Source organism: Variovorax sp. J31P179 (assembly GCF_030316985.1).
Lineage (GTDB): Bacteria > Pseudomonadota > Gammaproteobacteria > Burkholderiales > Burkholderiaceae_C > Variovorax > Variovorax ginsengisoli_B.
Map to the genome: position 1 here is coordinate 205124 of NZ_JASZYL010000006.1, position 24199 is coordinate 229322.

20 protein-coding genes and 1 pseudogene are annotated in these 24199 nt (G+C 70.9%); 11 read left to right on the forward strand and 10 right to left on the reverse strand.

Annotated elements, in window-relative coordinates; genetic code table 11:
- Positions 1-6: 6 nt before the first annotated feature.
- From recD to QTI17_RS17415, 5 genes are read right to left on the reverse strand one after another with little or no spacing between them, the layout of a single operon-like run.
- Entirely contained in the window at positions 7-2130 is a 2124-nt protein-coding gene (gene recD, locus QTI17_RS17395) for an exodeoxyribonuclease V subunit alpha (protein WP_286534683.1), read from the reverse strand.
- A complete protein-coding gene (recB, locus tag QTI17_RS17400) occupies positions 2127-5873 on the reverse strand; it encodes an exodeoxyribonuclease V subunit beta (RefSeq protein ID WP_286534684.1) in 3747 nt (1248 codons plus the stop codon). The genes recD and recB overlap by 4 nt, the downstream gene beginning before the upstream one ends.
- Positions 5870-9388, reverse strand: coding sequence for an exodeoxyribonuclease V subunit gamma (gene recC, locus QTI17_RS17405; protein ID WP_286534685.1), 3519 nt, complete (start codon positions 9386-9388; stop codon positions 5870-5872). Before recC ends, recB begins: the two co-directional genes overlap by 4 nt.
- Positions 9389-9397: 9 nt before the next feature.
- Positions 9398-12058 (reverse strand): AAA family ATPase, encoded by a 2661-nt coding sequence (locus tag QTI17_RS17410; RefSeq protein ID WP_286534686.1) that lies wholly within the window; start codon positions 12056-12058, stop codon positions 9398-9400.
- On the reverse strand, positions 12055-13206 hold the full coding sequence (locus tag QTI17_RS17415; protein ID WP_286534687.1) for a metallophosphoesterase family protein: 1152 nt from the start codon (positions 13204-13206) through the stop codon (positions 12055-12057). Before QTI17_RS17415 ends, QTI17_RS17410 begins: the two co-directional genes overlap by 4 nt.
- Positions 13207-13301: 95 nt before the next feature.
- On the opposite strand from QTI17_RS17415, the gene QTI17_RS17420 reads away from it, so the two are divergent.
- From QTI17_RS17420 to QTI17_RS17470, 11 genes are all read left to right on the forward strand, one after another.
- A complete protein-coding gene (locus tag QTI17_RS17420; RefSeq protein ID WP_286534688.1) occupies positions 13302-14240 on the forward strand; it encodes a WYL domain-containing protein in 939 nt (312 codons plus the stop codon).
- Positions 14241-14295: 55 nt separating this feature from the next.
- The gene (gene gmk, locus QTI17_RS17425) at positions 14296-14916 is read left to right on the forward strand and encodes a guanylate kinase (RefSeq protein WP_286369933.1); all 621 of its coding nucleotides are present in this window, start codon (positions 14296-14298) and stop codon (positions 14914-14916) included.
- A gap of 32 nt (positions 14917-14948) precedes the next feature.
- Complete coding sequence (rpoZ, locus tag QTI17_RS17430; protein WP_019656435.1) at positions 14949-15152, forward strand: DNA-directed RNA polymerase subunit omega; 204 nt, start codon at positions 14949-14951, stop codon at positions 15150-15152.
- Between the two features lie 95 nt (positions 15153-15247).
- On the forward strand, positions 15248-17500 hold the full coding sequence (locus QTI17_RS17435; protein WP_286534689.1) for a RelA/SpoT family protein: 2253 nt from the start codon (positions 15248-15250) through the stop codon (positions 17498-17500).
- A gap of 52 nt (positions 17501-17552) precedes the next feature.
- Positions 17553-18116 carry a cytochrome b gene (locus tag QTI17_RS17440; RefSeq protein ID WP_286534690.1) on the forward strand — a complete coding sequence of 188 codons (564 nt, stop codon included), beginning with the start codon at positions 17553-17555 and terminating at the stop codon, positions 18114-18116.
- Complete coding sequence (locus QTI17_RS17445; protein ID WP_286534691.1) at positions 18113-18688, forward strand: YceI family protein; 576 nt, start codon at positions 18113-18115, stop codon at positions 18686-18688. Before QTI17_RS17440 ends, QTI17_RS17445 begins: the two co-directional genes overlap by 4 nt.
- A gap of 1 nt (position 18689) precedes the next feature.
- Positions 18690-19406 (forward strand): YceI family protein, encoded by a 717-nt coding sequence (locus QTI17_RS17450; RefSeq protein ID WP_286534692.1) that lies wholly within the window; start codon positions 18690-18692, stop codon positions 19404-19406.
- Positions 19403-19981, forward strand: coding sequence for an SRPBCC family protein (locus QTI17_RS17455; protein WP_286534693.1), 579 nt, complete (start codon positions 19403-19405; stop codon positions 19979-19981). The genes QTI17_RS17450 and QTI17_RS17455 overlap by 4 nt, the downstream gene beginning before the upstream one ends.
- Before the next feature lie 152 nt (positions 19982-20133).
- Positions 20134-20346: a hypothetical protein gene (locus tag QTI17_RS17460; RefSeq protein ID WP_286534694.1), complete on the forward strand. Its 213-nt coding sequence runs from the start codon at positions 20134-20136 to the stop codon at positions 20344-20346.
- Positions 20347-20469: 123 nt separating this feature from the next.
- Positions 20470-21051: a transcription elongation factor GreB gene (greB, locus tag QTI17_RS17465; RefSeq protein ID WP_286534695.1), complete on the forward strand. Its 582-nt coding sequence runs from the start codon at positions 20470-20472 to the stop codon at positions 21049-21051.
- A gap of 6 nt (positions 21052-21057) precedes the next feature.
- A complete protein-coding gene (locus QTI17_RS17470; RefSeq protein ID WP_286534696.1) occupies positions 21058-21519 on the forward strand; it encodes a DUF6790 family protein in 462 nt (153 codons plus the stop codon).
- Positions 21520-21524: 5 nt separating this feature from the next.
- Here the strand turns inward: QTI17_RS17470 and QTI17_RS17475 are convergent, their stop codons facing one another.
- The 5 genes and pseudogenes from QTI17_RS17475 to QTI17_RS17495 all read right to left on the reverse strand — a co-directional run bounded on the left by QTI17_RS17475 (position 21525) and on the right by QTI17_RS17495 (position 24182).
- Positions 21525-21938: a VOC family protein gene (locus QTI17_RS17475; protein WP_286534697.1), complete on the reverse strand. Its 414-nt coding sequence runs from the start codon at positions 21936-21938 to the stop codon at positions 21525-21527.
- Between the two features lie 88 nt (positions 21939-22026).
- Positions 22027-22218, reverse strand: coding sequence for a hypothetical protein (locus QTI17_RS17480; protein WP_286525293.1), 192 nt, complete (start codon positions 22216-22218; stop codon positions 22027-22029).
- Between the two features lie 193 nt (positions 22219-22411).
- A complete protein-coding gene (locus tag QTI17_RS17485) occupies positions 22412-22747 on the reverse strand; it encodes a hypothetical protein (RefSeq protein WP_286534698.1) in 336 nt (111 codons plus the stop codon).
- Between the two features lie 193 nt (positions 22748-22940).
- A pseudogene (locus QTI17_RS17490) lies at positions 22941-23084 on the reverse strand (transposase); the annotation flags it as partial.
- Positions 23085-23261: 177 nt separating this feature from the next.
- Entirely contained in the window at positions 23262-24182 is a 921-nt protein-coding gene (locus QTI17_RS17495) for a galactosyl transferase (protein ID WP_286534699.1), read from the reverse strand.
- Positions 24183-24199 lie beyond the last annotated feature (17 nt).

The window sequence follows — 24199 nt, forward strand, 5'->3', positions numbered from 1 at the left end:
CCCGGCTCAGGGGGTGCGCAGGCCCAGCCCCCCGACCCGCTCGACCCGCTTGCGCACCGCGCCCTGCATCACCTCGGGCGCCGCCACCAGCGTGAACCAGTGGCGGGCCCGCGTGATGCCGGTGTAGACCAGCTCGCGCGTCAGCACCGGGCTGGCCCGCTCGGGCAGCAGCAGCGCGGCATGCGCGAACTCGGAGCCCTGCGACTTGTGGACCGTCATCGCGAACACGGTCTCGACCGCGCGCAGGCGGCTCGGCAGCACCCAGCGGATGCCGCCCTGACCGTCGCCGGCCGCGAAGGCCACGCGCAGGGTCCAGCGCGGGCGCTGCTCGCCGGGCACCCAGGCCGGCATCGCCAAGGTGACGCCGACGTCGCCGTTCATCAGGCCCAGCCCGTAGTCGTTGCGGGTGACCAGCACCGGGCGGCCCGGGTACCAGCCGCCATGGTCGGCCTCCAGCAGCCCCTCGGCGCGCAGCAGGCCGGCGATGCGCTGGTTCAGCCCCGCGACGCCCTGCGGGCCGCTGCGCAGGGCGCACAGCAGCTGGAACTGGCCATAGGCCGCGAGCACCTCGCGCGCCCAGGCGTCGAAGTCGGCCTGCGGGGCATCGATGCCGGGCTTGCCCTGGCTCATCCGAGCCAGGTAGTGGCGGTAGCCGGCCGGCGGCGGCACGGCCTTGCCGCCCTCGACGCGCCCCGCTCCCTGGCCCGCGAAGCCCTCGGGCGCGCCATCGACCACCAGCCGGCGCAGCGCCGCGTCGTCCAGGCTGCGCTGCTGCGACAGGTCGGCATGGCCGCGATCGAAGACGCGCCGCACCGCACCGGCGTCGCCCGCGTTGACCGCCTCGGCCAGCTTGCCGATGCCGCTGGCGGCGCTGAAGCGATGGCTGATGCGCAGTTTGACCACCGCCTGGTCGAGCGGGCTGCCGGCGGCATCGCACAGCTCGGGCTCCAGCAGCTCGCCGGTGACGGCCTCGAGCCAGGCGGCGGTGTCGGCGCTGTAGTGGCCCGCGTCGGCGCGCTGGCAGAGGTCGCCCAGCACCGCGCCGGCCTCGACCGAAGCGAGCTGGTCCTTGTCGCCGAGCAGGATCAGCGGCGCATGCGGCGGCAGCGCGGCGAAGACGGCGGCCATCATCTCGAGATCGAGCATCGAGGCTTCGTCGATCACCAGCAGATCGAGCGCCAGCGGGTTGCGCGCATCGTGGCGGAAGTGCCGCGTGTCGGGGCGGCTGCCGAGCAGCCGGTGCACGGTCGTGACCTCGGTCGGAATCGCCGCGCGCACCGCCGCCGGATCGGCCAGCCCTTCGAGCGGCAGGCGGGCGACCGCGCCGGCGATCGATTCGTTGAGCCGCGCCGCCGCCTTGCCCGTGGGCGCGGCCAGCCGGATGCGCAGCCGGCGGCTCTCTCCGCCGGCCAACGCCAGGTGCTGCAGCACCGCCAGCAGCCGCACCACGGTGGTGGTCTTGCCGGTGCCCGGGCCGCCGGTGACGATGCCGAAGTGCTGGCGCGCGGCCAAGGCGCAGGCGATCTTCTGCCAGTCGGCCGCGGCGCCGTCGCGGTGCGGGAACAGCACGTCGAGCGCCGCTGCCAATGTGGCGCGCATCTCGGGCGCGGCCGCCGCGGTGGGCCGCGCCACGCGCTCGCCGATCGCGGCCCGCACCGACTGCTCGTACTGCCAATAGCGGCGCAGGTACAGCCGGCTGCCGATGCGCACCAGCGGCGTGGCGCCGGGGCCGTCGCCGACCAGCGCCGGATGCGTCAAGGCCTTGGTCCAGCGCGCCAGCGTCACGCCGGCCAGCAAGGCCGAGGGCGCGGTGATGGGCGCGGCATCCTCCGCCGCGCGCGCCGCGCCTTCGGGCGGCATCGACAGCGCCAGGCCCGCATCGGCCAGCGCCGCCTGGAGGTCGAGGCAGGCATGGCCGCGGCCGAGCTGGTGGCTGGCCAGCGCGGCGCCGAGGACCAGCAACGGGTCGGCCTCGGGCGCCTTCTGCGCCAGGAAGGCGGCGAAGCTGCGGTCGAGCGCGCGCAGCCAGCCTTCGGCGACCCAGCGGTCGAGGTCGGCGAGCAGGGGCGCATGGCGCGCGGGCGGCGCGCCGAGGAAGACGTCGGTGGACACCACGGTCGGGGCTTTCATGACGGCTGCTCCGCCGGAGCGAGCGCCGCGCCGCTGAACAAGACATCGAGCGCGTCGATCAGCGCTTTCGGCGGCCGTTCGCAGTGCAGCCCCTGGCCCGGCGCCGCATGGCCGCGCAGGAACAGGTAGACCGCGCCGCCGACGTGGCGCTCGTAGTCGTAGTCGGCGAGCCGCGAACGCAGCAGCCGGTGCAGCGCGAAGACGTAGAGCGCGTACTGCAGCTCGTAGCGGTGCTGCAGCACGGCGTCGCGGAGCGCGGCGGGCGTGTAGTCGACATCGCGCGGGCCCAGCCAGTTGGACTTGTAGTCGGCCACGTAGTAGCGGCCCTCGTGCTCGAACACCAGGTCGATGAAACCCTTGAGCATCCCGTTGAGCTGCTGCGGCAGCAGCGCTGCGCGCGGCGCACCGTCCAGCGTGTGGCGGCAGACCAGGGCGTCGAGCGCGCGCAGGTCGACCTGCCGGACGCCGAACCAGAACTCCATCTCGATCTGGACCCGGCCCAGCGCCGCGGGCGCGACCGCGCCGGCCCCGGGAAGCCACGCGCCGAGGTCCAGCGGCGCAGCCAGCCAGCCCAGCAGCCAGTCGCGCAAGCTCTCGGTCCAGGCGCTCCAGCCGCTCAGGTTGCAGCGGCGGGCGATCAGGTCGGCCAGGTCGGCCTGTGCCGCCGCATCGGACTGCAGGCGGCCGAAGCCCTGGCGGCCTACCCATTCGAGCAGGCCATGCAGGAAGCTGCCCGGGCCGGCGCCGCGCGGGAAGTCGTGCAGGCTGCCGGTGCTGGGCGCCGGGGTGCCGAAATCGTCGTCGGGCGCGATGGCGTCGCCGCGGCTGTCGGCGTAGATGTCTTCGGCGGCGCTGGCCGGCGTCGGCGGCAGCGCCAGCCGGGTCGCGGGCTCGCCGAGGGCCAGCGCGGCCTCGTCGTCGAGCAGGTCGCCGGCCCGGCTCAGGGCCGAATAGCTGGCGACCCACCAGCGTTCGCGCGGACCCGACGGCAGGGCCGGCTCGGGCGCCAGCTGCAGCGCATCGGCGACCGGGCTGTAACGCGCATCGTCGGCCTCGGGGGCGGCGTCGACCGCAATGGCCGCGGACGTCTTCGCCCAGTCGCGCAGCGCATCGGCCAGCGCCGATGCCGCGAGCGGCGCCCCGCCGCCCAGCAGGTAGCCGAGCGCGCTGCGCTCGACGCCGGCCAGCGGCGCCACGCCGACCCAGGTGGCATGGCGGGCTCGGGTCAGCGCCACGTAGAGCTTGCGCAGGTCTTCGCCCAGGCGTTCGTGGTCGACCCTGGCCAGCGCATCGGCGTCGGCCTGCAGCGCCACCACCAGGTGGCTCTGCGCGTCGTGCCACTTGAGCGGCAGGTCGTCGGCCTTGGCGGCGCGGAAGGCGGTGCCGAAAGGCAGGAAGACCAGCGGATATTCAAGCCCCTTGGACTTGTGCACGGTGACGACCTTGACCAGGTCGGCGTCGCTTTCGAGACGCAGCTTGCGGGCCTCGTTCTCGCTCGCGCTGTCCTCGCGCTGCTCGGCCAGCCAGCGGATCAGCGCGTGCTCGCCGTCGAGCTGCGCGCTGGCCTGCTGCAGCAGTTCGGCCAGGTGCAGCAGGTCGGTCAGCATGCGCTCGTCGCCCGCCGCCAGCAGCCGCTGCGGCACGCCGAAGTCGTTCAGCAGGTGGCGCAGCATCGGCAGCACGCCCTGGCGCCGCCAGGTCTGCTGGTAGCGGCGGAACTGGAGCACCCGGGCTTCCCATTGCAGCTCGTCGTGGTTGAGCCGGTCGAGTTCGGGCCAGCTGAGCGCCAGTGCCGCGCTGCCGAGCGCGGCGCGCAGCGGCCGGTCGTCGTCGGGCTCGGCGCAGGCGGCCAGCCAGCGCTGCAGCTCCGCGGCCACCGGACTCTGGAACACCGAGTCCTTGTCGGACAGGTAGACGCTGCGCACGCCGCGCGTGGCCAGTGCCTGGCGCACGGCGCTCGCTTCGCGGCCGCTGTTGACCAGCACCGCGATGTCGCCCGGCTGCACCGGGCGCAGCGCCTCGCCTGCCTTGGCGAAGCCGGTGCGGCCCGCCAGGCCGCCGGCGAGCAGCCGCACGATCTCGGTGGCACAGGCGGCGGCCAGCAGGCGCTGGGCCTCGCCGTTGCCGGGCGGGGGATCGCCATCGAGCGTCCAGCAGGTCAGCGCCGGGGCGGGCTGGCCGGCGACGGTCCAGCGCTCGCTGCGACCCCGGGCCTGGACCGGGAGGAAGGGCAGCGGATTCTCGCCATCGGCGCGAAACAGGAAGGCCCCCTGCCCCGTCTCGCGCGCCTCGGCCTGCAGGAAGACCTGGTTGACGGCCTCGACCATCGCCGGCGTCGAACGGAAGTTGGTGCCGAGCGTGGCGTGGCGGTCCAGGGTGTCGCGCCGCGCCGCCAGGTAGGTGTGGATGTCGGCGCCGCGGAAGGCGTAGATCGCCTGCTTGGGGTCGCCGATCAGCACCACGGCTGTGTCCTGCGCGTTGGCCGCGATGCCGTAGACGGCGTCGAAGATGCGGTACTGGAGCGGATCGGTGTCCTGGAACTCGTCGATCAGCGCGACCGGGAACTGGCGCCGTATCAGGGCCGCGAGACGCTCGCCGTTGGGGCCCTGCAGGGCGGCGTCGAGCCGGGTCAGCAGTTCGTCGAAGCCCATCTGCGCGCGCCGGGCCTGCTCGGCGGCGAGCCGGTCGGCCGACCAGCGGGCCGCATGGCGCAACAGGTCCTGGCGGCCGTCGGGGAGGACTTGCAGCCTTCCCGGAAGCGTGCGCATATCGTCCAGAGCGGGGTGAGTGGGCGGCGACATCCCGTCCTTGAAAACAGCGGCAAGTCCTTCAGGCGTCAAGCGAGTCCAGCCCGTGCTTTCTTTGGGCAACGGAGAAACCGAATCGTCGGCCGCCCAGGCCCGCAACCCTTCAAGCCAGGGCTGGTAGTGCCGAGCTTGCAGCTTGCGGCCATCGACCTGCTTGGCAGCGGTCGCTGATTCGATCAGGGCCTGGAGTTCATCCACCCAAGCGGCCCAGGGTGCCTTGATGTCCGCAAGCGCATGCCCTTGCTGCTCGCGCGCGCGCTCCAGCGCCATGGCAGGCGGCAAGCCCTCGCCCAGCACCTCGCTCAGGCCGACCAGCTTCTCGACCGCCTTCAGCAAGGCGTCGGGCGTGGCCCACCAGCCGTGCACCTGCTGGGCGTCGGCGGGCGCCAGCGGCGTGAAGAAGGTGCGCCAGTAGTCGCGCATGACCTCGGCCTGCAGCTCGCGCTGGTCGGTCTCGAGCGTCTGTGTGAACAGGCTGCCGCTGTCGAATGCGTGCTCCCGCAGCATGCGGTTGCACCAGCCGTGGATGGTCGAGACCGCGGCCTCGTCCATCCACTCGGCGGCCAGCCGCAGGGTGCGGGCGCAGGCCAGCCATTGCGCTGGCGGATAGCCGGCGCGCAGGTCGTGCAGCAGGTCCTGGCCCGGTGGCTGCGGCGGCACCGTCGCGGGATCCGCGAGGAAGGCCTCGGCCGCCTCGGCCAAGCGGGCCCGGATGCGGTCGCGCAGCTCCTTGGTGGCGGCCTCGGTGAAGGTGACGACCAGGATCTCGGGCGGCGCGAGCGGCCGCGTGAAGGCGGCCTCGCCGCCATGCCCCAGCACCAGCCGCAGGTACAGCGCGGCGATCGTGAAGGTCTTGCCGGTGCCGGCGCTGGCCTCGATCAGCCGGCTGCCGCGCAGCGGAAAACGCAGGGGGTCCAGCAAGGAAGGCAAGGTCATTCGGCCTCCTTCGCCGGCGCCCGGCCGACCGCATCGCTCATCGGCTTGAGCAGCGCCAGCGCCCAGCGGGCGAACTCGCCGCCGGCCCACAAGGATTCGAAATCGCGGAACGCGCGGGCCAAATAGGCGTTGCCGTCGCACTCGCCGAACTTGCCGTAGGCCGGGTCGCTGTCTTCATAGCAGGCGCGCGCGGCTTCGCGCGGCGCGCCGGCGCCGATGTCGGCCTGCGTGCCGCCCTTGCCGAGCCAGGCCAGGGCGCTGCGCAGCGCCAGCGGCAACGGCCGGTCCAGGCCCTGCTGCCAGGCATCCAGCAGCACCGCCCACCAGGCCCGGGCCTGTAACGCTGACAGCGGAGGCAGCGTCACGCTGCCGGCCTTGCTGACGATGCGGCTCGTGATCGATCCGCCCTCCAGGTGCGCCGCCACGTGCGCGATCCAGAACGGCACCAGCTTGTCGAGCCTGTAGCTTCGGTCCTTGACCAGGCTGCCGCTGTCCAGCAGCAGGCGGCACCGCTCGCCATTCGCGTTCGCGCGCAGGCCGCCGAGCCAGTCCGCGAGGCGCAGCGGCTCGGGCAGGCCCTCGGGCAGGAAGTCCAGCGCGGCATCCGGCAAGGGCTCGGGCCATTCGGCCAGCGCCTTCTCGTATTCGGCGAACATCTTTTCCATCGGCTCGGCCAGCCGCTCCTGCACCAGGGCGGCGAAGTGGCCGGCCGGCAGGTCGCCGCGGCGCGCCATGCGGGCGAGCTGCTTGCCCAGCGCCTCTTCGCGCGAGCCGCCGGCCTCGATGGCCGCCCGCTGCGCCTGGATCAGCTCGTTCTGCAGCTGCCAGTTCTCGAGGGCGTCGATGGCGAAGGGCTCCTCGTCCTCGCCGACCGGATCGTCGGCCTCGAAGTGGATGCCCAGCCGCTGGCGGAAGAAGCTCTTCACAGGGTCCTTGAGGAAGTCGGCCAGCAGGCGCAGCGTGAGCGGGCCGTCGAAGCGCCAGGGCGGCAGTGCGTCGGCATCGGCTTGCTCCGTCCCCCGGGGCGCCAGGCCGGCCCGCCATTCACGCGCATGGCTGAACAGGCGCGCATCGCCGCCGAGCGTGAAGTAGGCCGGATGGAAAGGCTGCAGGCGGTGCTCCACGGTCAGGGCATGCAGCAGCCGCTGGCCAGCCTCGGGCACCGGCGCTTCCTCGTCGCCCGCGAGCAGCCAGCCGGCCGCCAGGTGGTCGCGCAGCTGGGCCACCAGCACCGAGGGCGGCCGCTCCGAGTGGTCGAGGATGCTGCGACCGACCCAGCTGATGTGCAGCTGCTCGCGCGCCGACAGCAGGGCCTCGAGGAACAGGTAGCGGTCGTCCTCGCGCCGCGAGCGGTCGCCGGGCCGCCAGTCATGGCCCATCAGGTCGAAATCCATCGGCACGCGGCTCCGCGGATAGTCGCCGTCGTTCATGCCCAGCAGGGCCACCACGCGGAACGGGATCGCGCGCATCGGCATCAGGGTCGCGAAGGTCACGGCGCCGGCGAAGAAGGGCTGGTTGAGCGTCGGCTGGTCGATCTGCGCCAGCCAGTGCTCGCGGACCACCGACAGCGGAACCGGCTCGGCCATGGCCGCATTGGCGCAGGCGTCGAGCCATTGCTGGAGCGATATCTCGAGCCGCTTCAGCGTGAAGCCGTCGCTGTCCTCGTCGGCGGCGAAGAAGTCGGCCAGCAAGGCCCGCAGCCGGACGCCCCACTCGGCGGGCGCGGCCGGCGTGGCCAGCGTGCGCCAATGCGATTCGAGCGCGGCCAGCAGCTGCACCAGCGGGCCGAGCAGCGCGGCGTCGAGCCCGCCCACTTCGTCGAGCGGCTCGACCTCTTCCCAGGCCTCGCCGGTGCCCACCGCGTAGCCCAGCAGCATCCGCTGCAGGCCGAAGTCCCAGCTGTTCTGGGCCAGCGCCCCGGGCAGGTCGAGCTGGCGGCGCTGCTCGGCATGCAGCCCCCAGCGGATGTTGGCGGCCGAGATCCAGCGGTGCAGGAGCGGCAGCTGGTTCTCGTCGATGCCGAAACGGGCCCGCAGGGCCGGCACTTCGAGCCAGTCGAGCAGGTCGCTCACCGCGATGCGCGATTGCGGCAGGGCCAGCAGCTTCTCGAGCGCCCCCAGCAGCGGGTCGTGATGGCGCTGGCCCTGGTCGGCCAGCGTGTAGGGCAGGTGGCGCGGATCGTCGGCGCCGAGCAGGCCGAAGACGGCCTGGATGTGCGGCGCATAGGCCGCCACGTCGGGCACCATCACGATCACGTCGCGCGGCCGCAGCGTCGTGTCGGCGGCGAAGGCCGACAGCAGCTGGTCGTGCAGCACCTCGACCTCGCGCTGCGGACCGTGCGTGACGTGGAAGCGGATCGACCGATCGGCCCGCGCGTCGAGCGCCGGCCATCTGCCGCGGGTCTCGGCCAGCGGACGCAGGTCGCGGATGTCGTCCTGCAGCTGGCGCAGCAGCGTGTCCTGCGGGTTGGGGTCGAAGCAGTCGATGCGCTGGCCGATGGCGTCGAAGTGCTGCGCATAGGACTCCTGCGCATCGTGGGCGTCGAGCAGGCGGATGAAGTCGCGGCCCTGCTTGCCCCAGGCGGCCAGCAGCGGCTGCGCGTGCAGGTGCAGGTTCTCTTCGGCGATCACGCCCTCGCCGCCCGGACGCCGGCGCTGCCGCAGGCGCTCGGCGCGCAGCAGGTCCTTGTCGGCCACGATGTGCGACCAGTCGTGCTCGCAGGGGTTGTGCACGCACATCAGCACCTGCATCCAGCGCGCCAGCGCGCCCAGCACCTCGAGCGACTGCTGCGGCAGCGACGAGACGCCGAACACCACCAGCCGGCGCGGCAGCCCGGCCGGGCGCTCGCCCTGCCAGCCTGCCGCCGCGGCCATGAAGCGCTGGTGCACGGCGGCCCGGCCGTGGGCGGCGCCGGCCGGGCCGACGTCGTCCAGCAGCGCCCGCCACAGGCGCGGCTGCCAGCGCAGTTCGTCGGCCACCGGCTGCTCGCCCGAACGGCTGGCGACGATCCGGTCGTGGCCCTCGGCCCAGCCGGCCAGCCAGTCGGCGCGGTAGACCTGGTACTGGTCGAACAGGTCCGCCAGGCGCTCGGCCAGCTGGTGGCGCTTGCGGAGGTCGGCGTCGTCGGCCAGGAAGCGGCGCAGCGGCGCGAACACCTCCTCTTCGAGCAGCGAGGGCAGCAGGCGCATCAACCGCCACACCAGCAGGGCCTTGTCGAAGGGCGAGGCCGCAGGCACGGCCTGCGTGCCGAGCACCGCCCGGTAGGCCTGCCAGATGAAGGTGGCCGGCAGTTCGGTCTGCAGCGCGGCAGCGATGCCGATGCCGCCCTGGGCCGGATCGCGCGCCAGCGACAGCCTGAGCCACTGCGCCACGCCGTTGCTCTGCACCAGCACCCACTCGTCCTCCAGCGGCGCCAGCGGATGGCGCGCCATCCAGGCGAGCATCAGGTCGCGCAGCGCTTCCGGATGGTTGCTGTGCACGGCCATGAAGCCGATAGAGAGAGCGGTGTCGGTCATTGCGAGATGTCAGGCCAGCGGGCGGAGCGCCACGCCCATGTCCTGCCAATTCTGCGGGTGGCAGGTGAACAGCAGCACCTGGTGGCGCTGCGCGGCGTCGAAGAGCACGCGCTTCATCTGGGTCAGGCGCGGCGCGTCGCTGTGCACCAGCGCGTCGTCGAGGATCAGCAAGGTCGGCCGGCCAGCCTGCTGCAGCAGGTCGGCGTAGGCGAAGCGGCTGATCAGGCCGAGCTGTTCGCGGGCGCCGAAACTCAGGTCTTGCACCTGCCCCGATTCGGTAGCGCCGTCGGCCTGCGAGCGCACCAGGATGCCCGGGGCGAGGCCGGCGTCGATCTGCACCGTGGCCCCCGGCAGCAGCAGCGGCAGGTAGTGCTGCAGCCGCGCCTGCAAGGGCGCCTGCAGGCGCGCCAGCGTGGCCTGGCGCTTGGCGTCGAGCTTGCTGCACAGCAGGTCGAGCGCCTCGGCGCGGCGCTGCAATTCGGCGTGGCGGCGCCGGGCCTGGCCGAGCCGGCCGGCCAGGGTGTCGCGCTGCTCTTCCAGCCCCTGGGCACCGGCCTGCTGCAGCGTGTTCTCGAGCAGCAGGATGTCCTCCCGCCGCTGCTGATGGCCGCGCGTCATCTGTTCGATGCTGCGCTGCAGGCGGTCGATGTCCTGGGCCACGATGTCGGGCCGGGCCTCGCGCACCTGGGCGTTGGCTTCCTCGATCCGCGCAGCCAGCGCGGCGTGCTCGGCGCCGGTGGCCAGCAGTTGCGCCTGCGCCTCGGACTGGCGCTGCGTGCGGGCCGGATCGGCGAGTGCCGCCTGGGCCGCGAGATGCTCGTGCTGCGCGGTGTCGCGCAGGCTTTGCGCGGCTGCCTGGCGGCGCTGCGCCTGCGCCAGAGCGGTGGCGCTCGCTCGTTCGGTGGCGGTCGCCGCGTCTTGCGCAGCTTCGGCCTGGTCGGCCGGCAGCACGGCCTCGGACGGCACTTCGGGCAGCCGTGCCAGCGCCTCCTGCGCGCCGCGGATGCGCGACTGCGCCACGGCGTGCGCACCCCGCAGAGGCTCCAGCCCCTTTGGCGCGACGATGGCCAGCGCCTGCTCGGCCAGCCGCAGCTGGGCCTCCCGCTCGGCCGCCGCGCCGAGCCGCGCCTGCGCTTCGGCGAGGTCGGACACGCCCTGTGCCTGCAAGGCCGCGCGCAGTTCCTGCTGCGCCTCGTCGTGACTGCGGGCCAGCTGCGCCAGGTCGTCGCCGCCCGGCGTGATGACCAGCTCGCCGCCGCCGGGAAGTCGCAATGTGGTGGGGGCGTCGAGCAGGCGTTCACCGCGGGCTTGCAGTTCCCCGCTTCCCGCATGCGTCTTCAAGCCGAGGACCACACCCTCGGGCAGCGCGAACTGCAGCCGGGTGGCGACCGCCTGGCGCCGCAGCGAGGCGTCGCGTTCGGCTCGGTCGAGCTCGATCAGGAGCTGCACCTGGGCCTTGGCGATGGTGGGTACCCCGGCCGCGCCATCGCGCAGCGCGGCCAGGCGCTGCTGCGCCTCCTCGGCCCGCCGCAGCGCGTCCTCGCTGCGGGCCAATTCGGCCTGGGCCTGCGCCACCTGCTGGCGCAGGTTGCCGCGCTGGTCCTCCTGGCGCGCGACGCGCGAGGCTTCGCGGGCCGCGTGGGCGCGCGAGCGGGCCGATTCGGCGTGCGCGCGCGCCGTGGCGGCCGCGGCATCCGCCGCCTGCAGCTGTTCGGCGGCCTGGGCCAGCGCCTGCTCGCGCTGGGCGGCGTCGGACTTCTGCCGTGCCAGCCCTTCGAGCTCCTTGACGAGCAGCCCGCGCGTGCCGTCGAGTTGCAGCAGCCGGGTCCGGTCGTTCTGCAACCGGGCCTGGCTCTCTTCCAGGACCTGCTGGCGCCGCCGGGCGTCGCCCAACGCCTCGCGAAGCGTTTCCCAGGGCCGCGCCGCCTCGTCGGCCCGATGCTGGAGCCGCAGCGCCGCCAGCGCGTCGACCTGCTGGCGATAGCTGGCGATCTGGACGTCGAGCGCCTCGGCCTGCGACTGCCAGGCGGCGATCGACTCTCCGGCCTCGAGGTAAGCCGCGCGCGGCTTGCCGGTGCTGGTCAGCAGCTCGTTGCGCTGGGCCCGGAACCGGTCCAGAAGCTCGTCGCCACCGGTGGCCGCCAGCGCACCCGCCGCGGCGCCGACCTGCCCCTGCAGTGCATCGTGCAAGTGGTCGCGCGCGGGGTCCACGCTGAGTTCCTGGCCAGTGCCCTGCTCCACCCAGAGCAAGCCCGGAATGCCCCAGTGCTCGGGCTTGCTGGCACCTTTGCTGGCGAAGGCGAAGCCGAAGCGCTGGGCCAAGTGGTCTTCGGCCTCGGTGCCGTCCAGCGTGCGCACGCCGATGCGCAGGGTGCAGCGCTTCTTGCCGAGGAAGCTCTTGACCAGCTGGTGCGGCTGGCCGTCGAGCACGAAGTCCAGCTCGACCTGCGGAGCCGCCCCGCTGCCTTCGCCCCAGGGGCGCAGGTCGTCCACTACGGTGGAGCGGTGGCGCTCGAAGAAGGCGGCGCGGATGGCGCGCACCAAGGTGCTCTTGCCGGCCTCGTTGGGCGCGGTCAGGATGTTGAGTCCGGGCTCGAAGCCGCGCAGTTCCAGCGGCTTGCGAAAGCGCCGCAGCTGCTCGACGCGCAGCCGGGTGATCTGGAGGTTCATGCGGCCGCCGCCTCGATCGGGACGATGGCCACCGCCGGGGCGCGCTGCACCAGCGCCGTGGTCAGCAGGGCCAGCGCCTCCTGGGCGATCCGCGCCTGCGGTTCGGTGCCGCCCTGGGCCTCGCGCAGCTCGGCGATCACCTCGCCCAGGTAGCCGTCGGCCTGCAGGCCGGCGATGTCCTCCTCGGTCGGCACCAGCTGCAGGGCCGACAGGTCGGCCTGCAGGTGGCGCGCCCGCGCCTCGGCGCTGCCGATCGCGGCCTGCAGCCGCTGCCGGCCCGCCAGGTCGATGCGCCCCTGGACCCGCAGGTCGACCACGTCCTGCGCGCCGAGCCCGGCCAGTTCATGCAGCAGGGCGTCGAGATCGCTCGCGACATGCAGCTGGGTCGCCAGCAGATGCCAATGGAACTGGCCGACCGCCAGCGGCGTGACCTGCGGCAGGGCGCCCGGCGCGGCGATCTCCACCAGCAGCGCCTGCCCGGCGTCGTTCGCCTTGAAGCGGTCGGGCTCGGGCGTGCCGGCATACCAGGTGCGGACGTCGATGCGCTTGCAGCCGTGCCAGTCGCCCAGCGCCAGGTAGTCGAGCCTGGCGCTGGCGGCGCGGTCCGGCGCCAGCGGATTGGCCGAATCGATGCCTTCGGCCAGGATGCCCTGCACGCTGCCGTGGCCCAGGCCGATGCGCAGCAGGCCGGCCGGCGTCTCGGCGGCGTCGAACCAGGCCGTGAGGTCGTTGTAGGTGTGACGCTGCGTCAGTGGCGCCGGCAGCACCGCGAAGCCCTGCGCCTCGAACAGCCGCAGCTCGGGCGCCAGCAGCAGATGGGCGTTGGGCGGCACCACGCCCAGCCGCTGGGCGCGGGTCCAGACGCTCTCGGCCAGGGCGGCGTCGTGGTTGCCGGGGATCATGAGCCACGGCCCGGCATAGCCCGCCAGCGCGTTGAACAGGCGGCGCAGGGTGCGCTCCGACACGGTCTGGGCGTCGAAGACGTCGCCGGCCACCAGCACGGCATCGACCTGGTGCCCGGTGGCCAGCAACGCCAGCCGCTCGACCGCGGCGATGCGGGCTTCGGCGAGGATCGGTGCGTGCTCGGGGTCGAAGGTGGCGAACTGGCGGCCGATCTGCCAATCGGCGGTATGCAGGAAGCGAGTCATGGTGCGGAGTCCCTTTTCGCTATTACATCATCATTTTGATCACATCAAATCAGCTTTTTGATGTTTTATGGTGACGATCAGGTTACCATCCGGCCATGCCGCCGATTCCCCGCGCCCAGCTCGAACGCCTGTCGTACATCGACTTCCGGCTCTATTTCCTGGGTGAGCTGCGGCGCTCCGACCTGGTCGCCCGCTTCGGCATGGGCCCGGCTGGGGCCACCCGCGACATCGCGCAGTACCGCGAGGCCGCCCCCGGCAACCTCGACTTCGACGGCACCCGCAAGCTCTACCTGCCGAGCGCCACGTTCAGGCCGCTGTTCGAGCACGCGCCCCAGCGCGTGTTGAGCGCCCTGTCGCAGGGCTTCGGCCAGGGCGCGGCCGAAGACCTGTCGCCGCTGCTGCGCTGCGAGATTCCGACCGCGCTCAGCCGGCCCCGCATGGACGTGCTGGCGCCCGTGACCCGCGCCATCCACTGCGGCAAGGCCGTGCGGCTGGTCTACCACTCGCTGTCGGGCCCGCCGGGCGAGCGCGAACTGGTCCCTTTCGCCCTGGTCGATTCAGGCGTGCGCTGGCACGTCCGTGCCTTCGACCGCAAGTCGGCCGAGTTCCGGGATTTCGTGCTGACCCGGATCGAGTCGCCGATGGTGCTCGCCGACAGCGCGGTCGGCCCCCGGGAAAGCGCCGAGCACGATGTCCAGTGGAGCCGGATCGTCGAGCTCGAACTGCTGCCGCACCCCTCACACCCCCGCCCCGACGTCATCCGGCGCGACTACGACATGCCCGACGGGGTGCTGCGCATCCGGGTGCGGGCCGCCAACGCCGGCTACATGCTGCGGCGCTGGAACGTCGACTGCTCGCCCGACCTCAGCCTGCGCGGCCCGGAGTACGCACTCGGCCTGCGCGACCCGCTGGTGCTCTACGGCGCGGCCAACGCGCTGCTGGCGCCGGGCTACCGGCCGCCGGCCCCGGCGACCCCGGCTGATAAACTACCGGGTTCCCGCCAACGCGACGACACCCCCGCATCCAGCCGCTGACGCCCGCTTCGGACGGCTTCGCGCCTGGGCCGGCTGGGCATCGAACAAAGAATCCATGGACTACCCCGGCAACATCTTCGTGGTCGCAGCGCCCAGCGGCGCCGGCAAATCGAGCCTGGTCAAGGCGCTGATGGAGCTCGACTCGGCCGTCCAGCCCTCGGTCTCCCACACCACCCGCCCGCCGCGCGGCCAGGAGAAGCACGGCCGCGAGTACTTCTTCGCCTCCCACCCCGAATTCGACGCCATGGTCGAGGCCGACGCCTTCGTCGAATGGGCGCATGTGCACGGCCAGCGCTACGGCACCTCCAAGAAGGCCATCGAGGAACGCATCGCCCAGGGCGCCGACGTGATCCTCGAGATCGACTTCCAGGGCGCGCTGCAGATCCGCAAGACCTTCGCCAACGCGGTGATGATCTTCATCCTGCCGCCGAGCTGGGAAGAACTGCGCTCGCGACTCGAACGGCGCGGCGAGGACAGCGCCTCGATCATCGAATTGCGGCTCCAGAATGCCGCCGAAGAGATGGCGCGTGCATCCGAATTCGACTTCGTTATAATCAACGAGGTATTTGAGCGCGCACTTTTCGACCTGAAAGCGATCGTCCACGCTCAGCGGCTGCGCTACTCCGCACAGCGCCGCGCACGCGCCGACACCTTCGCCGCGCTGAACATCCCCTGAAACGACCCCAAAGTCCGCACCGAAAGATCCTCATGGCCCGCATCACCGTCGAAGATTGCCTCGTTCACATCCCGAACCGCTTCCAGCTCGTGCTGGCCGCCACCTACCGCGCGCGCATGCTGAGCCAGGGCCATGCGCCCAAGATCGAAAGCAAGAACAAGCCGGCCGTGACCGCGCTGCGCGAAATCGCCGAAGGCAAGATCGGCCTCGAGATGCTCAAGAAGGTCCCCGGCTGAGAAGTTGATGCTCACATGCAACAAGGAAGCACCGTACGCGGTGCTTTTTTTGTGGCTGAATGCGACGATTCGGCGGCCACGCTAAAGTGGTACCCATGAGCGCGGTCGTCAAGCCCCTGACCGGGGCATCCCCTGTCCTGCGGCCGAGTCCCGCGGCGCTGAATGCGGCCGCCGCCAGTTTCGCCGCCCTGACCGACCGCCTCGACTATCTCGGCGCCGAGGACATCGACCTGGTCCGCCGCGCCTACCGCTTCGCCGACGAGGCCCACCTGGGGCAACTGCGCAACAGCGGCGAGCCCTACATCACCCACCCGATCGCCGTGGCGGCGCAATGCGCCGAATGGAAGCTGGACGCCCAGGCGCTGATGGCGGCCCTGCTGCACGATGCGATCGAAGACTGCGGCGTCACCAAGTCCGAGCTGATCGAGCGCTTCGGCGCCCCGGTGGCCGAGCTGGTCGACGGCCTGACCAAGCTCGACAAGCTGCGCTTCAACACCCGCGAGGAAAACCAGGCCGAGTCCTTCCGCAAGATGCTGCTCGCCATGGCGCGCGACGTCCGGGTGATCCTGGTCAAGCTGGCCGACCGCACCCACAACATGCGCACGCTGGACGATGCGCCGCGCGAGAAGTGGGCCCGCATCTCGCGCGAGACGCTCGAGATCTACGCCCCGATCGCCCACCGGCTGGGCCTGAACCAGACCTACCGCGAGCTGCAGGACCTGTCGTTCCGCCACCTCCGGCCATGGCGCTACTCGGTGCTGTCCAAGGCGGTGGCGAAGGCCCGCGGACGGCGCCGCGACCTGATCCAGAAGGTGCAGCAGGAGGTCGAGACCTCTTTTGCCGCCGCCGGCATGAGCGTGCGCATCGCCGGGCGCGAGAAGACGCTCTATTCCATCTACCGCAAGATGGACGAAAAGCACCTGAGCTTCGCCCAGGTGACCGACATCTACGGCTTCCGGCTGATTGTGCCGACCGTGATCGCCTGCTACACCGGCCTGGGCATCCTGCACCAGATGTACAAGCCGCTGCCTGGCAAGTTCAAGGACCACATCGCGATCGCCAAGCTCAACGGCTACCAGTCCCTGCACACCACGCTGGTGGGCCCGTCGGGCGTCAACGTCGAGTTCCAGCTGCGAACCGAGGCGATGCACGTGGTGGCCGAGTCGGGCGTGGCGGCGCATTGGCTCTACAAGGCGCAGGAGCCGGCCGCGGCCACCAGCGAGCGGCTCGGCGCCAAGTGGCTGCAGTCGCTGCTCGACATCCAGGACGAGACCCGCGACGCCGCCGAATTCTGGGACCACGTCAAGGTCGACCTGTTCCCCGACGCGGTCTACGTCTTCACGCCCAAGAGCCAGATCATGGCGCTGCCGCGCGGCGCCACCGTGGTCGATTTCGCCTACGCGATCCACAGCAACATCGGCGACCACACCTCGGCCGCCCGCATCAACGGCGACCAGGTCCCGCTGCGCACCGAGCTCAAGAACGGCGACGTGGTCGAGATCATCACGGCGCCGGTGTCCACGCCCAATCCGGCCTGGCTCGGCTTCGTGCGCACCGGCCGCGCCCGCTCCAAGATCCGCCACTACCTGAAGACGCTGGCGCATGCCGAATCCGAGGGCCTGGGCGAGAAGCTGCTGGCGCAGGCGCTGCGCGCCGAAGGCCTCGGCAAGCTGCCCGACGACGACGCCGAGCACCAGGCGCTGTGGGAGAAGCTGCTGCGCTTCACCGGCAACCGCACCCGCTCCGAACTGCTGACCGACATCGGCCTGGGCAAGCGGATCGCGAGCATCGTCGCCAAGCGGCTGATGGCGCTCCTGGCCGAGCGCGGCGAGAAGCCCGATGCCCTGATGCTGAGCCGCGAGCGCTTCACGGCGCATGAAGCGGTCTCGCAGGGGGCGGTCACGCTCGACGGCAGCGAGAACTCCTCGGTGCGTTTTGCGCTCTGTTGCCGGCCGATCCCGGGCGATGCGATCGTCGGCTACCTGGGCCACGGCGAGGGCCTGGTGGTCCACACCGAGGAATGCGGCGTCGGCCAGCGGCTGCGCTACAAGGACAGCGAGCGCTTCTTCGCGGTCGAGTGGGCCGACGAGCCGGTGCGCACCTTCGAGACCGGCGTCGTGGTCACGGTGCGCAACGACAAGGGCGTGCTGGCACGGGTGGCGGCGACGCTGGCCGACGCCGAAGCCGACATCACGCACGTCGAGATGGCCGACGAGACGCCGCAGGATTCGACCGACCTGCGCTTCGTGATCGCGGTGCGCGACCGCAACCATCTCGATGCCGTGCTGCGCGCGGCGCGGCGCACCCCGTCGGTGCTCGCGGCGGCCCGCATGGTGCCCGCGCCCTGAGGCCGGCGGCTTCGACGCCCCGCCGGACCAGCGCCTCCAACGGGTTGCACGCATGGCGCGACCAGGAAGCTCCCCCGCCCTGGCCTGGAGCCCCGCGGCCAAGTCCTTCCACTGGAGCGTCGCCGCGCTGATCCTGCTGCAGTTCGTGCTCGGCTGGCTGGCGGCCAGCTGGCGGCTGTCGCCCACCAAGCTCGATCTCTTCGTCTGGCACAAATCGGTCGGCATGCTGATCCTGGCGCTGGTCGTTCTGCGCCTGCTGAACCGCCTGGCGACCCGCGCTCCGGCGCTGCCGCCCGGCATGCCGGCCTGGGAACGCGCGGCCGCGCACGCCAGCCATGCGCTGCTCTACGGCCTGATGCTGGCCCTGCCGCTGAGCGGCTGGATCGTCAGTGCCGCCGCCGGCGTCCCGTTCCGCATTTTCTGGCGCCTCCCGCTGCCGGCCATCGTCGCGCCCGACCGGCACACCGCCGAGCTCGCCGCGGCCGTTCACCTCGCGCTCGGCATCGCCCTCGTCGCGCTGCTGGTGCTGCACATCGCCGCGGCGCTGCGCCACCACTTCGCGAAGCGCGACGACGTGCTGACCCGGATGCTGCCCGCCAGGACCGCTCGCACATGAACCCGATCGCCGGCTCGATCGTCCTGGCGCTGGCCTTCGCCGCGCTCCAGCCCGCCCGGGCGGCCGACTGGAAGATGGAGCCCGCCGGCAGCCGGCTCGAATTCGCCGCCCAGTTCGAGAAGACGCCGGCGCCGGGCGTCTTCAAGGATTTCGACGTCCGCCTGGGGCTCGACGGCGACAGCCCGGCGGGCGGGCGCCTCGACGTCACGATCCGGATCGCGAGCGCCGACATGGCAAGCGCGGACATCAACAAGGCGATCGCCGGCGCCGAGTGGTTCGATGTCGCCCACCATCCCGTGGCCGAATTCCACGCCACCGAGATCCGGCGCGCGCCGGCGGGCTCGCCAGCCGGGCGCTTCATCGCGCGCGGCACGCTGGCGCTCAAGGGCGTGACGCAGCCGCTCGAGGTGCCGCTCGCCTGGACCGCGGCGGCCGGCGGCGCGACGCTGGACGGCGAGTTCAGCGTCAAGCGCAGCCTGTTCGGAATCGGGACCGGCGAGTGGGCGGCGACCAGCGTCATCGGCGCCGACGTGAACGTGAAGTTCCACGTTCAATTGCGCGAGGCCCGCTGAAGTGGCCGCGCCGCGCACCGCGGGCATCGCATGGCTGGCCGCGGGGGCCGTCGCGGCCGTACTGGCGGTCGCCGCCTGCGCGCCGCTGGTGCGCGAAACCGCGCCGCCGGCCGCGGCCGCGAAGGGCGCCGTGCCCGAGGGCTTTCCCGCCGAGCACTACGCGCGGGGCGAGGCGGTCTATCGCATCGACAGCGCGCGGTCGCTGGTTGCCATCACCGTGCGGCGCGGCGGATCGCTGGGCCATCTCGGCCACGACCACATCGTCGCCAGCCGCGCCGTGCAGGGCTATGTCGCGCCGCGCGAAGGCCGTGCCGACCTCTTCATCCCGCTGGCCGAACTCACGGTCGACGAGCCGGCGCTGCGGGCCGAGGCGGGCCTGGACACCCAGCCCAGCGAGTCCGACATCGCCGGCACCCGCTCCAACATGCTCGACAAGGTGCTCGAGGTGCAGCGCTTCCCCTTCGCGACCCTCCGCGTCGACCGGCCCGTACCGGATGGGCCGCTGGCCGTCGCGATCATGCTGCACGGCGTGCGCCGCAGCTTCACCGTGCCGGCCCCGGTCGCCCGCAGCCCCGGCGAGATCAGCGTCGCCGGCACCCTGGAGTTCAACCAGTCCGATTTCGGCATCGCGCCCTTCTCGATCCTGGGCGGCGCCATCCAGGTGCAGGATCGGCTGAGCCTGCGCTTCAGCATCCTGGCGACCGCGCCGTCGCCATGAACCGACGAAACGCCGCCTCGCTCGTCGCACTGGGCTGCACGCCGTGCACCTGGACGGCGGCCGAGGCGCAGCAGGTGCGCATCGAGTCCGCCAGCCAGGGCGAAGGGGTCGTGGTCACCGCGTTCGCCGACATGCAGGTGGACCCGCGCACGGCATGGAGCGTGATCTCAGACTACGACCACCTGGCCGAATTCATCCCGGACATGCAGAGTTCGCGGGTGGTGCGGCGCGACGGCGACCGGCTGCTGGTCGACCAGGCCGGCCACTTCGGCTTTCTTTTCTTCCAGCAGGCGGTCGCCGTCCGGCTGGAGGTCGTCGAGTCGCCGCGGCAGCACATCGTCGCCCGCGCGGTGAGCGGCAATCTCCGTCAGATGGAGGGCCGCTACGCCCTGGAAGTGCTCGCCAGCGGCGAGGTGCGGCTCTCCTATGCCGGCCTGCTGGAACCCGAATTCCCGCTGCCGCCGGTGGTCGGGAGAGCGGTGATGCGCCGGGTGATGACGCGGCAGTTCAACGCCCTGGTGGAGGAGATTGTGCGCCGCGACGCCGCCGCGGGCGCGGGGCCGGCACCCCGTTGAAGGGCCGGCCTGCCCATCTGTAACGGGCGGCAACCATCAACACTACAGCCGGGGTGGACGCCCTGTGACGGCCGCGCCCGAGACGCCCATAATCCGCCCTCGGCCAAGCCAGGGGCCGGTTCCGAATCCTGGCGCTCGATGGGGCGATCACGATGAGCTCATTGCAAATGTTCCTGCCGGCATCCGAGCCCGCACGCAGCGAGGCCCTGGCTCTGCTGCAGAAGTCGCACCGCCTGCCGAGGCACCTGGTCCGCGGCATCGTGCCCGGCGGGTTCGGCAAACGGGCCGCCCTCGCGACGGGGCCCGATCAGGTGCAACAGCAGGCTTTCGACACCCCGTCCGAAGCGCAGACCCAGACCGGCTGAGCGCTCGCCCGACGCCGACATGGGTTCGAACGCCGGTATCTTTTGTATCCATTGGCATCCTGACGCACGCACCTCGCCCGGGTGCGTGGGTCGAGATTTTGGCTGTGATACAACCTTCGGCCCATGAGCAAGGCATTCACGAAGGAGAGCGACACCGACAGCGACGACGATGACGGTGGCGCCGCGTTGCCGCCGCTGCCCGCGGGCGGCAAGAACTACATGACGCCGGCCGGCTATGCGCGCCTGCGCACCGAACTGCTCGATCTCATGGACAACGAGCGACCGAAGGTGGTCGAGGCCGTGCACTGGGCGGCCAAGAACGGCGACCGCTCGGAGAACGGCGACTATCTCTACGGCAAGAAGCGGTTGCGCGAGATCGATCGGCGGATCCGCTTCCTCACCAAACGGCTCGAAGTGGCCGAAGTCACCGATCCCTCGGTGCACCATGGCCGCGACCAGGTCTTCTTCGGGGCGACCGTGCGCTACGCCGACGAAAGCGGCGACGAGCGCGAAGTGACCATCCTGGGCATCGACGAAGCGAACAGCGCCGAGGCCCAGGTCAGCTGGATCTCGCCGATCGCACGGGCGCTGCTCAAGGCCAGGGAAGGCGACGTGGTCAAGCTCGCGACCCCTGGCGGCGTGCACGAGGTCGAGGTGCTGGCGGTGCGCTATCCGGCGCCCGCGTCCGGCGCGGATTCACACTGAGGCGCCATGTACTTCTTCAGCGTCGCGGGCTTGATGCTGGTGTTTCCGCTGCTCTCGATCGCGATCGAGGCCAGCGCGGGACATGCGCCCCTCGGCATCATGCTGATCGGCAAGTGGTACGTGTTCTGGGCCGTCGGCCTGCGGCTTCTGCTGGCCGGCATTCGGCAGATCCTTCAGCCGCGCTACACCGCCGAGACCATCCTCGGCATCAAGGGCGACGATGCGCTGCTGCTGGTGCGCGAGCTGGGCTTCGGCAACCTCGCGATCGGCGTCGTCGGCACGCTGAGCCTGTTCTTCGCCGGCTGGGTCGTTCCGGCGGCGCTGGTGGGCGGCCTCTTCTATGGCCTGGCCGGCATCAACCACGCCCTGCAGCGGCACCGCAACGCCAAGGAAAACCTGGCGATGGTTTCCGACCTCTTCGCCGCCGTGGTGCTGCTCGTCTTCTGCGGCTGGTCGACGCTGCACTGACCGGATCAGGCGCTGCCGGGCGCCCCGGGCTCGGGGTCGTGGCAGGCAACGCAGAACTTGTTGCCGTCGGGATCGCGGAAGTAGGCGCCGTAGTAGTGAGGGTGGTACTCGGGCCTCAGGCCGGGCGGGCCTTCGCAACGGCCGCCATGGGCGAGCGCGATCGCGTGGGAGGTGCGCACCCTCGCCCGGTCGGCGGCGGCGAAGGCCACCATCTGGCCATTGCCGGGCGCATGCGGTCGGCCGTCGTGCGGCTTGCAAATCACGAAGAAGGGCCGCACGCCACCCGCGGCATGCCAGCCGGCCCAGGGCCGCTCGCGCTCGCAGAAGCGCATCGCGACACCGAGGCTCTCCATGAGCGGACCATAGAAGCCCAGGGCGCGCTCGAAATCGCTCACGCTCACGAAGACATGCGAGAACATCGCGTGCCACTCCCGGTCGGAAATTGGGATGCGCAGTCTGCCGCCAACCGGCCGAGTTGCCAAGGCAAACGAAGAGCGCAGGCATCGCCTACCAGAAGCGCCACCAGGGCCGTGCCGGCCGGACCTCCGGCTCGAGCGGCCCGTGGCCCGACGGCGTCGACCCGAGCCGCCTTCGCAACTCCGCCTCCAGGCGATGCGCCGCCTTCAAGGCATCGGGATCGCCAAGCTCCGCCCGCTTTCGCTGCACATACGCCGCTGCGGCGAGTTCTTCATCGCTCATCGACTCCATCCGCTGATTCTGGCCGCAGCACCTGGCGTGGCCCATAAGCCGTCCGGCCGGGCCGCGATGGCATATCGGCCAGTCCCGGGTTTTCCCTTATTCCTGGGGACAATGCTGGGGAAAACCGTGCCGACTTCGGTCGAGATCGTTGCCTGGCGGGGCCTGCGACACGGTGCCTCCGAAAGCAGCAAATTCAGGGCTGGTTCCGGATCCTGGCGTCGGTGGCCTTCGATGGCGTTGCGACGCTGGTGGCCAGCAGGGCCCAGGCGACGAGGCTGAAGAGCGTTCCGCCCCAGCCGAACCCGGTCCTGCAGTCGACGGCAAAGAACTGCGCCACCAGCGGAAAGCTGTCGACGATGATCATTCCCGTGTAGGCGGGGAGATGGAAGATGTAGACGGCCCAGGCGACGAAATCGCCGAGGGTGATGGCGCCATCGGCGTTGGCGTCGAGCGCCCGCTGGACGGCGTCGCCGGCCCGGGAGCCAACCCACCAGCGGCGGCAGTGCTCGCTGTCGTTGACGATGCGCATTCGGATGCTCTCCTCGAATTCATCATGGCTGTCGCGCACGACGTGCTGCGCAGTGTCGTCGGATGGCAGGCGGATGGCAAAGGGTCGAGGGGCAGGGAGTCGGCGGGTGGCGACCCGCGAGTGAAGATACGCGACTTCACCATCGGGGGTGTCTCCCCATCCCACAACAACCTGACCGTCCCCCGACGTCGCCGCCGCGACGGGTGCGCTCGCGGTAGCCGTTGCGGCTGTTGAGGCGCTCGGCGGGATTCTTCTCATCGTAGGCCGCGCCGCAGCGGCCTTCGACATCGAGCTCCATCAGGCGCTGAGCCATGAACCGAACCATCTGGCGCAGCACGTCGACGTCCGCTCACTTCTCGGCCAGCTCGGCTGATGCCATGTTGGTCATTGTGATTTCCTTTATGGACAGGTTTGGTGGGTCGCACCCCAAACTTATCCGGACTTCACGATGGCCACCCCCGGCGACATCAACACATCAACAGCCCGACGACTCCGCCACAATCCATACTTCAGGTCAACGGCTCTTGCCAACTGCTTCGCCCATTCCGAATTCGCGGATCAACGCTGGTGTCAGGCGTTTCAGGCGTAGCGAATTGCGAACCAGCAAGTAGGGTCGCATCAGCACATTCTTGCGCAAAATGAATGTTCGCCAGATGGAACGCGACAAGCTGTGAGCGTTGCCGTGCCCGATGCGATACACGGATCCAGGGAACGGCAAGAGTTGGAGCGGTGTCCCCGCAGCGACGAGATCTTCCGTAGTTTGACCGTGTTGTCCTAACCAGCGCACATGTGGCCGTGGCGCATCAGCCACCGACAGTGGAATCTTCATCAAGTCCCGATGCAAGATGTGGGTCGTACCGCAGGCCTTGTGGAGCGTCGGGTGGGCGAAAGTCCACTGGCTCCCTTCCGACCAGCAATAACCGTTTCCGATATACCACCCGTGTTCATCTGGATGGCGCGCAGCGAACCCTGCCAAGCGCGAGGACACGAAATCGTCGTCATCAACCACCATGTAGTAGTCACTATCGGGGGCGTGTACCAAGCCCGCTGCGACGCGCTGGCCCTTGTCGTACCTGAATATTTCGAACTTGTCCTCCGGTGTCGGAACATTCACGTCATGCGCCGGATTTGGCGGGAAATCGACCCAAGCCACGCTGAATCGCGGCGGCAAAGGCGGCAAGTCCGAGCCAGTATTTGCGACCACGACCGCGCGCCACTCATCTGACTCCTGACCAGCGATTGAGGTGGCCGTTTGTTTGAGTACCTGTTTGACACGCGACCAGTCCCGCGCATTTTGCGGATGTCGTACAGGCACGATGAAGGTCAGCATTGAAAGAACCCAATGGGCATATGGAAGTGACTGCGCGAGCAGTTTCGACGAGAAACGTATCGAGACGTTAATTCGGTAGCGGCGGTTATAACCGATCGCGCTCAAGAAACAATACGGAAGTT